General features: G+C 39.4%; 16 protein-coding genes, 1 pseudogene and 1 riboswitch. Of the genes and pseudogenes, 7 read left to right on the forward strand and 10 right to left on the reverse strand.

All coding sequences use genetic code 11. From position 1 onward, the window contains the following. Positions 1-33 precede the first annotated feature (33 nt). Both NYE61_RS11360 and NYE61_RS11365 read left to right on the forward strand, forming a co-directional pair. Positions 34-645: a flavin reductase family protein gene (locus NYE61_RS11360; protein WP_303448297.1), complete on the forward strand. Its 612-nt coding sequence runs from the start codon at positions 34-36 to the stop codon at positions 643-645. Positions 646-659: 14 nt separating this feature from the next. Further along, positions 660-1,259: an alpha/beta hydrolase gene (locus NYE61_RS11365; protein WP_339315498.1), complete on the forward strand. Its 600-nt coding sequence runs from the start codon at positions 660-662 to the stop codon at positions 1,257-1,259. A gap of 72 nt (positions 1,260-1,331) precedes the next feature. Here NYE61_RS11365 and NYE61_RS11370 read toward each other — a convergent pair whose 3' ends face one another. The 7 genes from NYE61_RS11370 to nikR form a co-directional block, all read right to left on the reverse strand. Next, positions 1,332-2,198, reverse strand: coding sequence for a VOC family protein (locus tag NYE61_RS11370; RefSeq protein ID WP_303448296.1), 867 nt, complete (start codon positions 2,196-2,198; stop codon positions 1,332-1,334). 255 nt (positions 2,199-2,453) lie between these two features. Next, positions 2,454-3,059: an ATP-binding cassette domain-containing protein gene (locus tag NYE61_RS11375; RefSeq protein WP_303448295.1), complete on the reverse strand. Its 606-nt coding sequence runs from the start codon at positions 3,057-3,059 to the stop codon at positions 2,454-2,456. Beyond that, positions 3,049-3,972 (reverse strand): ABC transporter ATP-binding protein, encoded by a 924-nt coding sequence (locus tag NYE61_RS11380; protein WP_303448294.1) that lies wholly within the window; start codon positions 3,970-3,972, stop codon positions 3,049-3,051. The genes NYE61_RS11375 and NYE61_RS11380 overlap by 11 nt, the downstream gene beginning before the upstream one ends. 30 nt (positions 3,973-4,002) lie before the next feature. Further along, complete coding sequence (locus NYE61_RS11385; protein WP_095312087.1) at positions 4,003-4,857, reverse strand: ABC transporter permease; 855 nt, start codon at positions 4,855-4,857, stop codon at positions 4,003-4,005. Then, entirely contained in the window at positions 4,829-5,842 is a 1,014-nt protein-coding gene (locus NYE61_RS11390; RefSeq protein ID WP_251661059.1) for an ABC transporter permease, read from the reverse strand. The genes NYE61_RS11385 and NYE61_RS11390 overlap by 29 nt, the downstream gene beginning before the upstream one ends. 32 nt (positions 5,843-5,874) lie before the next feature. Further along, positions 5,875-7,488, reverse strand: a complete 1,614-nt coding sequence (locus NYE61_RS11395; protein ID WP_303448293.1) for an ABC transporter substrate-binding protein — start codon at positions 7,486-7,488, stop codon at positions 5,875-5,877. Positions 7,489-7,522: 34 nt separating this feature from the next. Next, positions 7,523-7,942, reverse strand: a complete 420-nt coding sequence (gene nikR / locus NYE61_RS11400; protein WP_095312083.1) for a nickel-responsive transcriptional regulator NikR — start codon at positions 7,940-7,942, stop codon at positions 7,523-7,525. A gap of 628 nt (positions 7,943-8,570) precedes the next feature. Here nikR and NYE61_RS11405 point away from each other — a divergent pair. Both NYE61_RS11405 and NYE61_RS11410 read left to right on the forward strand, forming a co-directional pair. After that, entirely contained in the window at positions 8,571-9,077 is a 507-nt protein-coding gene (locus NYE61_RS11405) for a DUF3189 family protein (protein ID WP_118889235.1), read from the forward strand. 36 nt (positions 9,078-9,113) lie between these two features. Continuing rightward, a pseudogene (locus tag NYE61_RS11410) lies at positions 9,114-9,402 on the forward strand (hypothetical protein). A gap of 121 nt (positions 9,403-9,523) precedes the next feature. On the opposite strand, the gene NYE61_RS11415 reads toward NYE61_RS11410, so the two are convergent. Next, on the reverse strand, positions 9,524-10,057 hold the full coding sequence (locus NYE61_RS11415; RefSeq protein WP_118889237.1) for a cupin domain-containing protein: 534 nt from the start codon (positions 10,055-10,057) through the stop codon (positions 9,524-9,526). A 160-nt stretch (positions 10,058-10,217) separates the two neighbouring features. After that, positions 10,218-10,262, forward strand: a riboswitch (PreQ1 riboswitch). A gap of 8 nt (positions 10,263-10,270) precedes the next feature. Between NYE61_RS11415 and NYE61_RS11420 the strand changes: the two genes are divergently transcribed. Together NYE61_RS11420 and NYE61_RS11425 are read left to right on the forward strand one after the other, a co-directional pair. Next, positions 10,271-10,756: a QueT transporter family protein gene (locus NYE61_RS11420; RefSeq protein ID WP_118889238.1), complete on the forward strand. Its 486-nt coding sequence runs from the start codon at positions 10,271-10,273 to the stop codon at positions 10,754-10,756. 102 nt (positions 10,757-10,858) lie between these two features. Next, the gene (locus tag NYE61_RS11425; RefSeq protein WP_303448292.1) at positions 10,859-11,626 is read left to right on the forward strand and encodes a DUF3891 family protein; all 768 of its coding nucleotides are present in this window, start codon (positions 10,859-10,861) and stop codon (positions 11,624-11,626) included. Between the two features lie 61 nt (positions 11,627-11,687). On the opposite strand, the gene metA is transcribed toward NYE61_RS11425, so the two are convergent. Together metA and yfkAB are read right to left on the reverse strand one after the other, a co-directional pair. Next, the gene (metA, locus tag NYE61_RS11430) at positions 11,688-12,596 is read right to left on the reverse strand and encodes a homoserine O-succinyltransferase (RefSeq protein WP_095312076.1); all 909 of its coding nucleotides are present in this window, start codon (positions 12,594-12,596) and stop codon (positions 11,688-11,690) included. Between the two features lie 382 nt (positions 12,597-12,978). Beyond that, complete coding sequence (gene yfkAB, locus NYE61_RS11435) at positions 12,979-14,103, reverse strand: radical SAM/CxCxxxxC motif protein YfkAB (RefSeq protein ID WP_303448291.1); 1,125 nt, start codon at positions 14,101-14,103, stop codon at positions 12,979-12,981. Positions 14,104-14,396: 293 nt separating this feature from the next. On the opposite strand from yfkAB, the gene NYE61_RS11440 reads away from it, so the two are divergent. Then, positions 14,397-16,022, forward strand: coding sequence for a catalase (locus NYE61_RS11440; protein ID WP_118889242.1), 1,626 nt, complete (start codon positions 14,397-14,399; stop codon positions 16,020-16,022). Positions 16,023-16,217 lie beyond the last annotated feature (195 nt).

Below are 16,217 nucleotides of genomic sequence, written 5' to 3' on the forward strand. Positions count from 1 at the left end.
TAACGATCTATTCCATTCTAAGGAGGGATGACATTGCTTTCCTTTGATCCTGAAAACAATACAGAACGCGAGAATTACAAATTATTAACTGGAAGCATTATTCCTAGACCAATTGCATTTGTTAACAGTAAAGCAAATGACGGAACAATCAATGGAGCTCCATTTAGTTATTTTAACGTTGTTTCTTCTAATCCACCAATGCTTTCCATTTCGATTCAACGCAAAGCTGGACAATTAAAGGATACGGCCCGAAATATACTAGAAAGCAAAGACTTTGTCGTGCATATAGTTGATGAGTATAATGTCGAGGAGGTCAATAAAACCGCTGCATCGCTTCCTGCTACAGAAAGCGAACTAAACCTGACAAATTTCACATTTGCAGAAAGTGAAGCGATTTCCGTACCGGGAATTAAGGAAGCTAAGGTTCGATTTGAATGTAAATTAGAACGAGCGATTGAATTAGGTGATGGCGAATCAATTAATACTGATCTCTTAATTGGAAAGGTCGTTCGCTTTCATGTTGATGAACACATTTATGAAGAGTCGGGAAGAATTAACCAAGATAAATTAAAAGCTGTAAGTCGTTTAGCAGGAAGTAATTACGCAAAAACTGGAGCGTTATTTTCACTAGAACGGCCAAACTAGGAGGAGTGTAACAAATGAAACATATTTTCAAAAAAGGAAGCAATCCTTCCAAACCAACATTGTTGTTACTGCATGGAACTGGAGGCACCGAACAAGATCTCCTTCCACTTGCAGAAATTATTGACATATATGCAAATGTATTAAGCGTACGTGGGAATGTTCTCGAAAATGGGATGCCACGTTTTTTCAGAAGACTTGCTGAAGGGGTTTTTGATGAAGAAGATCTTATTTTCCGCACAGCCGAACTAAATGACTTTCTGGATGAAGCAGCAGAAAAATATGAATTTGATCGTCATAACATTGTCGCGATCGGCTATTCAAATGGGGCAAACATTGCAGCAAGCTTAATGTTCCATTATCAAGCTGCGTTAAAAGCAGCGATTTTACATCATCCAATGGTTCCAAGAAGAGGCATCGACTTACCGGATCTTTCTGGTAAACAGGTATTTATCGCCGCAGGAACAAATGACCCAATTTGCCCTGCACAAGAATCAGAAGACCTCCATTCTCTACTGGAATCTGCGGGTGCCAATGTAACATTACATTGGGAAGGTCACGGACATCAGTTAACAATGACCGAAGTGAAAGCGGCAGCTGCCTGGTATAATAATTAAAAATAAAAACACCGTTCGATGCTGATTTAAGCCTAGCCCGTGAACGGTGTTTTTATGATTTATGCAATCCGATTAGGAACGTACAATTAATTTTATTTTGTTACCGGCTGGATCTTCCGTCATATAAGCGTCGTTTTCATTTGTCACATCAGCGCCGATTTGCTCTAATTGGTCGATTGTTTTCTTACGCGTCGCTTCATCCGGAAAAACAAGTGAATACCAATTTAGTCCGATACTGTTCGCTACTGGTCTAGGGGCGCCAATTCCACTCCACACATTGACAGCAACGTGATGATGATAGCCGTTATGCGATGTGAATAACGCACCAGGATATTTCGTAACAATATCAAATCCTAATCCATCAATATAGAATTTCTCTGCCGCATCTAAATCGGCAACATGTAAATGAATATGCCCCATAAGCGTATTTGCAGGCATTCCCTGCCATTCCTCTTTTTGCTCAGCTAAAATTCCTTCTGCATCCAGTGGATCTGTCCGCATTGTAACCTGACTATTTGTCCAATCCCATGCTGAAGAGGGCCGATCATGCGCAATTTCAATACCATTCCCATCAGGATCAGAGAAATATAAAGCCTCACTAACAACATGATCAGAAGCACCAAACCCTAGTCTGTCCGCTAAACCAGTTTGGATAAAATGCTTGAGAAATGCAGCCAAATCAGCACGGCTTGGCAGCAGAATTGCAAAATGGTATAAGCCAGTTGTTCGTTGCTGTTTCGGAGTTACATCTTTCGGCTGTTCTAATGTAAGTATCGGACGCTTACCATCAGCCGTTAATACTGCTTTCTGTTCACTTTGTTCTAACACTTGGAACCCCATAATACCTTCATAAAATAAAAGTGAATTTGATAAATCACGTACATTTATATTAACTTCTTCAACATGAATCGTCGGCGCTTCAAAAAATTTCTTCTCCATTCGATTAACCACCTTCTGTAGAATTCGGTTTATAAATATAACTTATTATTACTTTGTTACTTTATGTAAGTATTATACGTTTTATCAGTTACTCTGTCAAGCTGGAACAGGGAATATAACATCCTAGTTGAGTCCTTTTAATCTAGTAGCAGGATGATAAAATCAAATTTTAATAATGCAGTCCATCCTAAACATTCACTTCCAGCAAATACAAAAGGACCGAGCGTATACTCGATCCCATTTATTTTCCTCTGATTATTCGTTTTTATTCAAGGTAACTACCCGACTACAAAGCCTTTCAATCAAATTTGCTTCATGACTAATCACAATGACACCCATTTCACGTTTTTTTGCTATCTCCAAAACTGCATGCCAGATTTGTGCTTGGGTAATTGCATCAAGCATGGTTGTCATTTCATCTGCTATTAGGAAACGCGTTTCCGGCCCTAATGCTCGTACCATACAAAAGCGCTGCAGCTCACCGCCAGACAACTCATTTGGCCAGCGGGTTAACCATTCCTGTTCAATACCAAACGCTTCTAGTAACGTCCGATCCGGTTCCCAGCCTTCGCGTAAGCTTTTTTGCATTTTCCAGCGTGGGTTAATTGCTTTTTCTGGATGCTGGAACACGAGCTGTATCGGCTGGTAACCCTTTTTCTCTACTGGCAAGCCACCAAGGGTAACGGTTCCCTCAACCGGATCCTCAAATCCTGCTAATATGCGAGCAAAGGTGGTTTTCCCCTGCCCACTTGGCCCGACAATACCTACGATTTCGCCGGGATTTATCGTGAAATTCACTCCGCGAAATAACCACTCGCCATTTCCATATCGAAACCCAACATCTTTTGCATCAAGTTGCATGGATACACCTCACCGTACTGTCTCTCAATTCTCTCATATCGGGGCTTCCCTTTCGACATGCAGCTGTTGCCCATGGACATCGCGGTTCGAATAAACAGCCAGGTGGGAGGGAGCTTGCATGTGGTTGTGTTCCTGGAAGCGGAATGAATTCATTTTGAGGTAAAGCTCGCCATAAAGCTTTGCTATACGGATGCCGTAATGCTTCTCCTTTTCCAGTAAAGTCTGCAACTGGTGCAATCTCCACTGTCGTCCCAGCATAAAAAACTGCAATCTCATCTGCAATAGATAAAGCAGAATCAATATCATGCGTTATCAGCATGACTGCACACCCACTGTCTGCCAATTCCCGGAAATGACGAAGTGCTTCTTTCATCACAGCAGGATCAAGGCCTGGGGTTGGTTCATCCGCTATAATTACCTTTGCTCCACTGACAACAGCAGTTGATAATAGCGTTCGCCTTGCCATCCCTCCTGAGAGCTGGAATGGATACAACTCCTCCACCTTTTGCGTTAGGTGATAACGTTCGAAAGCTTCCTTTTGCTTCCTCGCTGGATCACCAGACCTTACCGATGTACGTACCTGTTTGCCAACCTTCATTAAAGGATCCAAATAGTTAACCGATTGTGGAACGAGGGCAATTTCTTTTCCCCTTAACGCGATTTTCCTAGAATATGTTAGCTCTTCTCCCGCATATGTCATTGACCCGCTGATCTTTGCATTGCTTGGAAGCACACCTAATATTGCATGTGCGAGCAAGCTTTTCCCAGAGCCACTGGCACCGACAACGGCAAGGATTTTTCCCGCTTCCAGATTAACGTTCAAATCGGAAATAACCTGGAGTTCCTTTTGTTTCATACCAGTCGTATATTGTTTAAACGAGACAGATAGATTTTTCACTTCAAGAATAGACATTCATTAACTCCTCTTCCTTTGGAAAACTTTTTACTCATGTGCTCTTGTTGGGTCAAGCATCACCCGCAGATATTCTCCAATTTGATCAAATGTCCTTACAACAATTAACAAACAAAGCCCCGGGAAAAAGGCAAGCCACCACATTCCAGAAGATAAATACTTCATTGACTCGGACAAAATAATTCCGATTGCCGGCTCGTGCGGTGAAAGACCTAACCCCAAAAATGTAACAGCCGCTTCATGTAATATAACGTGTGGAAATAGTAGCATAAATCCAATTAAGATTTGCGGACTTATATGTGGTAAGATGTGATGCAGTGCAATCCACCAACGCGGTTTTCCCATTTGTTTCGACATCTGAACATACTCAGCGGAACGAACTTGCAGCACCTCCGCTCGAACAACCCGAGCAAGGCTTGGCCAATGCGTGAGCATCAACCCAACTACAATTCCTTTAAACCCTCCACCTAATGTAAAAGCAATTAAAATAAGTGTCACCAAATGTGGTACACTCAAGAAAAGATCAATAATCCAGGAAATCAAGCGATCCGCTATTTTCCCCATCGACGCAGCAGCCATTCCCAGAACAAGAGCAATCAGCGCACTTCCTGTCGCCCCAAGTAAACCAACCCCGATACTGAGTGAAAGACCCATAATTGTTCTCGCAAACATGTCTCTGCCCAGCCAATCCGTACCAAATAAATGGTCGAACGATGGAGGAGCGTTTCGTTCAGTTAGATTGGTCGTTATCCTTCCTTCATCCAACAATAACCCACCTAATATGATACTTAATAAAAATAAAGCTGCGATAACAATTGTAAGAAGCATCCGCCTTCTCTGATTTAGGAGAGGCTGTTTATTTTTTTCTTCTGGAGTAGAAAGCATAACGATCTCCCCCTCTCATCCTAGGATCGAGCACCAAATAAATCAGATCAGCTATTAGATTGCCAATAAAAACAAATAACGTACTAAAAATAACAAGTCCTAATAATAGTGGGACATCCCCTCTTACGCCAGCTTCAACCGTTGCCTGACCTAAACCTGGATAAGAAAAAACCTGTTCAGCTAATACAGCGCCACCGAACAGTTCACTAAACGCAGCGAATTGTAAAGTAATTGCTGGTAAAGCTACATTACGCAGCCCGTGTCTCCAAAAAAGCACAATGCCACGCTCACCTCGCGCGCGGGCAAATAGTATATAGTCACTTTGAAGCACATCAATCATCTTTTGACGTGTATGAAGCGCTACATTAGCCACACCAAGTATACTTAATGTTATCGCAGGTAATATAAGGTGTTTAATTCTGTCAAGTAACGTAACATCCTCTGCAAGCACACCGGCAGGAACTCCCATCCCAACCGGAAACCATTTCAACCACACCGCAAAAACAATCAATACAAGTAAACCCATCCAGAATGTCGGTGTGGAAGCCAGTGTATAACAGTACCCTTTTATCAATCGATCAAGCCAAGTACCTTTTTTCATTGCGGCAACAACACCAAGGATAAATCCAATAACTCCTGATAATACCCACGCAGTCAGCATAAGCACCAAGGAGTTGATAAAACGCTCCCCAATAATATCAGCAACAGGGCGGCGATATATCATCGACGTACCTAAATCCCCAGAAAGAATTGCAGACCCCCAATTCATAAATTGAACACCAACTGGTTGATCCAGTCCCCAATATGCAGCTATTTTAGCACGTTGTTCAGGACCTACATTTAACATGTCCGCTCCAATATAAGCTTGAACCGGATCAATTGGAGAATTTTTAACTAATAAAAAGGAAATAAAACAAATGGCTACTAGTAATGTAGCCATTCGTATCCCTTTCATAAAAAGAAAAAAGCTCAGCTTTTTAACCATTTCGAACACACCTTTTAGAGGTTGTACACACTTTAATTACTCCATTTCCAATCAGCAATATTATCCGTTGCCGGCCATCCATGACCATGTACGTGGATGCGTTGATCACCAATATCCAAATTATCTTTAACAAGGTACAGGTGATCAATATTTACTAGCCAAGCCCACGCAGCATCACCTTGTACACTTACACCAGTTTCACCATCCCATTGAGCCTTTTTCCAAAAATCGATTGCCTCTTCTTCACTAGAAGCTGCAAGTGCCTGTTCAAAATATGCATCCACAGTTTCGTTCTCATAATAGCCAGTATTATAATAGTCGATTCCAGCATTATCGCTGCCGTAAATGTTATACATCTCATGTGGGTCGTGACTCCCCCAACCCATCAATACAGCACTGGAATACATATGCTGACCGATAACATCCCAGCTTCCGCCCTCGACATTAATTTTAATTCCAAGTGGTTCCATCATATCTGCAACAGCTATTGCAAGTGATTGTCGTATCGCATCGCTTGCTAAGTAATAAAGGGAGAACTCAGCCTTTAAGCCGTCCTTTTCTAAAATTCCGTCGCCATCAGTATCTTCCCATCCAGCTTCTTCTAATAGTGTACGCGCGCGGTCCATATCAGCATCCTCAATAACCGTTTCTGGATTCCACCACGGCAGCCCATCTACAGATGTATAAGCAGGGGTGCCATATCCTTCTAGCACACCATCTACTAACGCTTGACGATCAACAGCTATGTTTATCGCCTGACGAATTGCTACATCTGCTGTTACGTCATTACCAATTGGTAAACCGTCCTCTGTAACTTCTCCTGACTCTACAAAAGGAAAGACAATACCACGGTTATCCACTGTTTCTACTGCTTCTAATTTCATGCCAGGAACCTCTTGGTTACTAAATGCAGCTGGTATATATGCCATATCTACCTCACCTGCTTGAGCAGCAGCAAAGGAAGCGTCCTCACTTAAGAATAAAAAGGTAATCTGTTTAAAATAAGGTTCTGTATCATAATATTCAGGATTAGCCTCAACAATTAATTGCTGTCCTTTATCCCACTGCACAAGCTGAAACGGTCCCGATCCAATCGGATTCTCAGCATAATCCTCTGTATAGGCATGCTTTGGTACAATCCCTGTTGCTACGAGCGAATTAACAAATGTGGACTGAGGTTGTTTTAGCGTAAATTCCACCGTATATTCATCTATCGCTTCCACTTTATCGATTACATTAAGATCCACAACAGATGCGTTATCCATTGCCGTTTCAAATGTAAACACAACATCTTCAGCGGTTAAAGGTTCTCCATCAGAAAATTTCACATTATCACGTAATGACACCGTCCAAACTTCTCCATCAACTTCATAACCTGTAGCTAAATCATTTACAATTTCAAGATCATCATCTCTTTTTAAGAGCGTGCTTTGAAATAACGGAGAGCCGTAGCGCCCCCACCCTGTTGTTGGATCAAATCCAGTTTCCGGCTCCGAACCAAATGCTAATACAAGCTCATCTTTATTTTCTTCCTTCTCATTTGTTGCATCATCTGCTTGATCAGATTCCGACTGTGTACAGCCCGCCAATAAGATAGTAAAAATAAACATAGTCAACAAGCTAATTCCGATTATTTTTTTATTCATTTATTTCACTCCGATTTTCATTTAATATCCAAAATTAGATTCGCTCCACAGGAGCTAATGTAAACTTACCGTAGTCGACACCCTTTATACTTGTCAGCTGATTGCTTAGCTGTTGGATGTCTTTCGCTTTTCCTTTTACGATAATCAACTCTAAACAGCTCGCTTGATTCAGATGAAAATGTGTCGTTGCTAAGATATTATCATGCATACGGTGCTGAATCTTTGTAAGCTCATCTACTAAATTTCGCTGATGGTGATTATAAAATAAAAGAACACTCCCAGCAACAATTTGTTCATCCTGCTCCCATGAGTGCTGTGTTAATGCATCCCGAACCAGGTCACGAACTGCTTCCGATCGGTTTTCATACCCTCTTTGTTTCACTAAATCATCAAATTTCCCAAGCAAATGCCCTTCCATTGACACACTAAACCTTTTTAATGAAGAGTCGTCCATGATTTCCTCCTTAACTGCTCACCTTGATTACATCAATTAAAAAATTACTTTTACTCTAATTGTATTCCTACATGTCAGTAACACGAATTTGAAAATTCGTAACACTGATACAACGAAAAAAATCGCACTTTTCACGCGACTTAATAGCTATTCTAATTTATCATTTTGGAATGATGTAGTCAATAAATACATTATGATTACGTAATGTATTTTCCATTTTAATGGTGTTATGTTTACATAAAAAAGTGTTACTATGCCACTCATTTTTTTCGATTAGGCTTAGCTTTTCTTTTTAATCAGTTGCCTTCCATTTGGTCTATTCTCTAAATATAAATAACCCTCCTTTAAGTAGATTAAAGGAGGTGACATGTGATAATAATCAATCATTTTATTAACTTTATGCAATTAATGTAAATTTGTTAAAAACCTACATCTCTACTCTTTTATTACAAAACTTGGCATTCGTTAATGTGATTCTTAGAAAGTGTATGATGCATTCTCTTATGCTTTGAAGTAAAACAAGGCTTTAGACGAATTCCTAGTTGCACTTATGCAGCATATGAAAGTTTACATTCTTATCTGCTAAAAAAGACGAACTTGGTCACAATAGTAGTGGAGGATGATTATCGTGATATTTATATACAATGACTATGGCGGAACACATACAACTTCTCTTGCAGCAGCATATCATCTAAAAAAAATCCCGACTGACAAAGTTCTTACAAAAGAGGAGATTATGAGTGTAGATTATTTTAACAAATTAACAAAACACGATCTTGGAAAATTAATATTTCATGGATTAGATGAAGATGGAAATGCTGTTTATACCATAGGCAGAAAAGATAATAAATATGTTGTGCCAGCAATACAAAATCTTATTGAGCTATTACAGGAAAAATATAATTTTAATGAAAAAATAGTAATATCCAACACTTCACCGACCGTACCTATAGCTATGTCAATTGGAGGATTTTTCTCTAGAGGTCTACACATTGACTTTATCGGCGTTCCATTACTTATAGCAGGTGCTAAACAGTGCTGTAATCAGATTAATCGATTAGTTGAACAGACCAAGAAAGCAAGTATTTCTAGAAATAGTAAAATTGTTGTTTTAGAAAATAAATCGTTCAATTAATGCTTCTAGTATTTAACATGAAAGGAATCGATTCTCATGGACTACCCAACCATTCACACAAATTTCTGGGACGGAGTTATTGCTGTACCAGCTGTCGTGTTATTAACCCAATGTTTTAAAGTATTTCCTGTTCCACGTCAATACTTTCCTACCATAGCAAGCATTATTGGGTTTATTATTTCCATCTTTATTAGTCATAGAGGAGATTTATGGGCTGGTATTTATGGGGGCTTTTTATGGTGCTGCGGCAGTAGGTACCTATTCTTCATTGAAAACTACTTGGTTAGCTTTTAAATATAGAAAGAGAAAGCCTAAGTCCCCATAGGCGTAAACAGTTCTTTAAAGATTGAAACTATCCATCCCGCTAAATAAACTCCGTTCTAAACAACAACCAACATCTAGTGGCAAATAAAATAATACGAAATATACTGCGGCATAACAGCGTGCTATTCTTCCAGCATTGCCTCCGCTTTAGTTGTCTCAACAGTGCCATGTGGATGATGTGGGGGGGCATATATTGTATAAAGCTTTAATGGAATATTGCCTGTATTGATTACATTATGCCATGTTCCAGCAGGCACCATAATTGCTGTATCGTCGTATACTCTTCTTTCAAAATTCAAGTTATTACTGCTTTTCCCCATTCTTACAATCCCCTGTCCTTGCTCTATTCGCAGGAATTGATCGGTATCTGGATGTATTTCTAAACCAATATCATCACCAACATGAATACTCATTAATGTAACTTGCATGTGCTCTCCTGTCCATATAGCAGTACGATACGTATTATTATTTCGTGTAGCCTTATTAATATTTATAACAAACGGTTGTGGTCCATAATCCTTCACTCGGAAATCTTCTTTTTTTTGTAATTGTTCATTCATTAGACTTCCATAATAAAACGGTCTTTCGTAAGGATAATGCGGTATGTTCGTAAAGTAAGGCAGAGGATACGGATAAAAATAGTACACTTTACTCATTCCCTTCATTCTATTCCAAATTTATTGTATGAGGCATGTTTAAGTAACGTGCCTATATGAATAAAAACATCCGTTTTAAAGTTATTTAATTATTTCCCATAAATAATTTTTATACATTAGTATTTACAAAGGCTAATAAACACTGGTATGATAGCATATGTTTCACGTGGTTCGAAACCATCCCACGATAAAAAACTAAGGAGAGAGATTAACATGAAAGTAAGAACTCTTGTGGTGAATGCGTTAATAGCTGCTTTATATATTGCTGTATCCGCACTCATTGTTCCATTCGGATTTACAAATATCCAATTCCGCATTTCTGAAGTATTTAACCATCTTATTGTATTTGATAAGCGCTACTTCTTTGGAATTGTAATAGGGGTATTTTTATATAACCTATTATTTTCACCTTTAGGTTGGTTTGATTTAGTCTTTGGTGTAGCACACTCTGCAATTTCATTAGCTATTATCATTCTACTAGCAAAATATATAAAAAATATATGGGTGCTGCTTGCTGCGAATACCATTGTCTTTACATTCAATATGTTCATTATTGCATTTGAATTGAAGCTTGCTTTACAATTTCCGTTCCTGTTGACCTGGTATACAACAGCCGTCGGTGAGTTCGTTGTATTAGCTATCGGTATCCCAATTATATATGCCCTGAATAAGCGATTAAAATTTAATCGTCTAATGTAAATAACCTCCTCGTTCGTTCACGAATGAGGAGGTTATTTTATTTCCATCATCCACAGATTTTGCTTATACTTAGGTTACGTAAAATCGGAAAGGATGGATAGCATGATTGTTCGAGAACGCAATCAAGAATTAATATTGATTCAGCAGGATCACCATGCAGCTATTTCCGGTGATATTGTGAAACAATGGAAGAAAGATTACTTTTTAGGAGACGGTTTACGAAGCTCGGTTGAATTCGCAGCATATCAGCATGACTGTGGCTGGAAGGAGTTTGACAAACAGCCATTTCTGAACGACAAAGAAGCAATACCCTACTCTTTTTTCGATTTTCCGATCTTACCGAAAATCGTTCTTTATAAGCATGGGATTGATGTGGTCCAACAAGTAGATTCATACGCTGCACTTCTATGCAGTGAACACTATAAACGCTTCCTTTTAAATCATACTTCTCTAGAAGCCCAGGAATTTGTTACAGCAGAAAACACACGGCAGCAATCAATTATTGCCACTTTAAACGAATTCAACAAACGTTTGTTTAATTTTCATTATGGGCTTATTCAGTTTAGTGATAACCTTTCTTTGTATCTTTGTTTGAATGAACCGGGTAATGCAATGAATGCCGGACATTCCTTTTTTAAAGATGGGATTCCCATGAATCAAGCATTGCACGAATTTTGCGACGAACACTTACAGTTACACTGGAAAAATGAGAACACAGTCGTATTAGATGACTTCCCATTTGAACAGCCGTTTGACGTCGTTATTAAACAAAAAGCAATACCAAAAGCCGATCTTTCAGCTAAAGGATTAATCGCTAGCTACGAGGAAGCAACCTTTGAAGAATGGAACGTAACGATCACCACTTTGTAACCAACAAAAAGAGCTGAACAGCTAGCCTCTTCCAGAGGATGTTCAGCTCGAATTTCTTTGGTTAATCCCATTCATATGGTGTTGTTTGGTAGACATAATAATTCAGCCAATTCGAGAACAATAAACTACAATGACTTTTCCATCGATGTAATGGCTTTTCATTTGGATCATCGTTCGGGAAGTAGTTCTCTGGCAATTGTGTTAGAATACCTCTCTGATGGTCCCGATGATATTCTTCTGCCAATGTACTTGCACTATATTCAAGATGACCTGTTGCCATTATATTCTTACCGTCTTTAGAGGACATTAAGAAAATACCTGCCTTATCGGAATGGGCCAGGATTTGCAGTTTTGAATGGTTTGCGATCTCCTCATACGAAATATCGGTATATCTAGAGTGTGGCGCAAGGAAATAATCATCAAATCCACGCACGAGATTCTCATTTCGGTGTAATACCTCATGTTCAAAAATACCAAAGCATTTTTCCGGTAATTCATGCTTATTAATCCCATAATGGTGATACAAAGCCGCCTGCGCACCCCAGCAAATATGCAATGTCGATGTAACATTTTCTTTTGACCAATTCATAATCTCTTGTAATTCTTCCCAGTAATCCACTTCTTCAAATGAAAGATGCTCAACAGGCGATCCTGTAATAATCATTCCATCGAACCGCTTCTCTTTAATGTCAGAAAACGGTTTATAAAAGGTGTCCAAATGATATTTACTCGTATTTTTTGAATCATGTGTCGTCATCTTCAAAAATGAGACGTTTACCTGGATTGGCGTATTCCCAAGATAACGAAGGAGATGTGCTTCTGTTTTTTGCTTTTCAGGCATCAAATTGACAATTAATATATTAAGTGGCCGAATATCCTGCGTAACCGCGCGCTCTTCTTCCATTACAAATATATTCTCCTGCTCAAGAATCTCCTTCGCCGGCAATTGTGCCGGTATTCTAATTGGCATTTTTATTCTATCCCCCTCAGGAAAAATACTGTTAAGTTATTATTCATTGTAAAGCCTATAATAAAAAATTCAAGTTAAAAGTTTAGCTATATTTCGATAATTTCGTTTACTAGGTGAGGAAAAAGCTTTTCCCTTATTGAGTGGAGCGCGCTTGTAAGGGGATATCGCATTTCACCGTGGATTGATGGCCCGATTTGGAATGAAGCTGAGACAAAAGTATCTTTATGAAATAAAAACCGAACATGACCGGTGCAAATAACTCGCTCCGGAAATATACTTCGCACATCCAGAGGCGGCTATATTTCCTACGCTAAGCTTATGCATCGTTCGTCTTTAACATTAAACACTTTTGTTATGTCCCAGCTTCTTCTCAAAACAAAAATTAAAGACTAATTGTTGCTTTTCGTTTTTGAAAATCAACATCTGAATAATAAGCATTTTTCACTAAAACATTCGGGCCAAGACATTTTACTGCAGGACAATGACAGTTTAAGCTTTTAGCAGTTTTCGTATCCATCCAACGCTTATATGATTCCAGCAAAGAAGTCGTTTGTATGTTCCCTAAAGATGGCTCGTCACCGAAATCTGTTACAATGACTTCACCTGTAAAAATATTTACATTTAAGCGTGACCTTCCGTCTGGATCATTTCTAACTGTCACATTTTTTTCTTTGTAGAGGCGATTCAACAATGCTAAGTCCGCTTCATTTGCACTACAAGCATAGAACGGCAATGTTCCAAATAGCATCCACATATCGGGATTTCGGTGCTCTAATAGACGCTCAATTGCTGTCCGCATTTCGTCTAGACTTAACGTTTCCATTGTGCTCGCAAAGTCGACCGGATACATTGGATGCACTTCATGTCTTGCACAACCCATTTCATTAATATGATCATGAATTTGTTCCAAATAAGGATATGTCCGCTTGTTCAGCATTGTTTCTGCTGAAACCATGACACCATTAGCTGAGAGGCGTTGCGAATTTTCTACTAAACGGTCAAAATATTTTATTCGATTTTCCAGCGAGGGTTTACGTTCCATCATCGCAAATCCAGTTTGAGCAAACTCCTCAGCAGTTCCCCAGTTATGCGAAATATGTAGCACATCAAGAAACGGAATAATTTCCTCATAGCGCTCGAATGGCAGTGTTAAATTAGAGTTCATCTGTGTTTTAACACCACGACGATGCGCATATTCAAGTAAAGGAATAACATAGTTACGAACCAACTTTTTATTCATCATCGGTTCTCCACCCGTAATACTTAGTGTGCGGAGCTTCGGAATCTCATCCAAACGCTTCAGAATCAACTCAATTGGCAACGCATCTGGATCACTGCTTTGCAATGTATATCCTACCGCACAGTGAGCACAGCGCATATTACACATGTTAGTTGTTGTAAATTCGATATTCGATAAAGTCATTTCACCATATTCTTCTACATCCATATAAGCTTCCCACGGATCATTTAAAGGTGTTATTAAAGGTTGCGTCACCTTTGTTGTCATGTATGAATCTTCCTTTCTATATGAAGCAATCCATACTTTATTCTACCACTTTTCATGGTATATGCATGGGAATAAAACCATATGACTATAAATTTAACGTTATCGCTCTAGCATTCACTTTTAATACGGATATTCATTACTATTTGACTTATGGGGCAACTAGGTCTACTCAGAAGTGTGTTGTTTCTTTAACATCTTAAATCCTATAAATGTCCGATTATTTTTAGAATAACCGGGCACGCTATAGATGGTTAAGCTTTATTTGGAAAAACATAAAGAAAGGGAGATAATCAATGGATAAAGATCCATCAAATGAAAATTTACAGACAAATATTGAACATGATGATACGTTAACAACTCGCCAAGGCCATCCTGTCACAAATAACCAAAACATCCGAACTGTTGGTAATCGTGGACCAGCCACACTTGAAAACTATGACTTTATTGAAAAAATCAGTCACTTTGACCGTGAAAAGGTTCCTGAACGAATTGTTCATGCTCGCGGAGCTGGTGCACATGGCTACTTTGAAACGTATGGAAATGTTGGAGATGACCCTGTTTCCAACTATACACGTGCGAAAGTTTTCCAAGAAAAAGGAAAGCAAACTCCTGTCTTCGTTCGTTTTTCAACAGTAGTACATGGTCTGCACTCTCCAGAAACAGTTCGCGACCCCCGTGGGTTTGCAGTGAAGTTTTACACAGAAGACGGGAACTGGGATTTAGTTGGGAACAATATCAAGATTTTCTTTATCCGCGATGCCATGAAATTCCCAGACATGATCCATGCCTTTCGACCAGACCCTGTAACAAATATCCAGGATAGTGAGCGTTTCTTTGATTTTTGCTCCAATTCACCAGAATCCTTTCATATGGTGACCTTTATATATTCTCCATGGGGAATTCCAGCAAACTATCGAATGATGCAAGGCTCTGGTGTAAACACCTATAAATGGGTAAATGCAGAAGGTAAAGCCGTTCTTGTAAAATACCATTGGGAGCCAAAGCAAGGAATCAAAAATTTAACGGCAAAAGAAGCGCAAGAAATACAAGGCAAGAACTTCAACCACGCCACACAAGATTTATATGAATCCATTGAAAAGGGCGATTACCCAGAGTGGGAAATGTTTGTACAGATTATGGAAGATGGACCACATCCTGAATTAGACTTTGACCCGCTTGATGATACGAAACTGTGGCCTGAGGATCAGTTCCCATGGCTGCCGGTTGGAAAAATGGTGCTAAATAAAAACCCAGAAAACTACTTTAATGAAGTTGAACAAGTCTCTTTCGGAACTGGGGTCCTCGTTGATGGACTTGACTTTTCGGACGATAAAATGTTGCAAGGGCGTACATTTTCTTACTCTGATACACAGCGCTATCGCGTAGGAGCAAACCATTTACAGCTTCCAATTAATGCTCCCCAAAAACGAGTTGCGACGAACCAAGAGGGTGGACAACTTCGCTATCACAATGATAAAGCGCCTGGCCAGAATCCACATGTGAATTATGAGCCATCCAGCCTAGGCGGTTTGAAAGAAGCAAAGCAAGCAGGAAAAGAATATACTCCAAAGATTGAGGGTAACCTCGTTCGCGAATCAATTGACCGAAACGATAATACAAAACAAGCAGGCGAAACCTATCGCAGATTTGAACAATGGGAAAAAGACGAATTAATTTCCAATCTTGTTGGTGATCTTTCAACCTGTCAAAAGGAAATTCAAGACAGGATGATTGCATTAGCGGAGCAAGCAGATGAAGAATATGGGCGCCGGTTACGTGAAGGAATAGCTGAAGCCAGTAAACAAACAAGTTCAACGATGATGGAATCTGCTGAAGAAATACATCCACTTGGTGCGAAAGATGCTGGAAAAGCAGTAAAAGAAGCAATTGATAAGGGACATGACGCAGAGCCTTATTAGAGACGGGGAGCTAAACCAATTCGGATAGCCGGCCGGAGCGGGCTAAATAGGTTAGCAACAATTGGTTAAATCCTGCACATACACTGTCTAATACTGAGCAGCAATATCGTTTTTTCGAGTACTAACCAATACAGGCAGATCATATTGTCGTCCTTTTGACAGTAACGAACGATTAGCTTTTCAAACGAAAAGAGG

It is taken from the genome of Oceanobacillus sp. FSL W7-1304 (assembly GCF_037969805.1).
Classification (GTDB): Bacteria; Bacillota; Bacilli; order Bacillales; family Amphibacillaceae; genus Oceanobacillus; species Oceanobacillus profundus.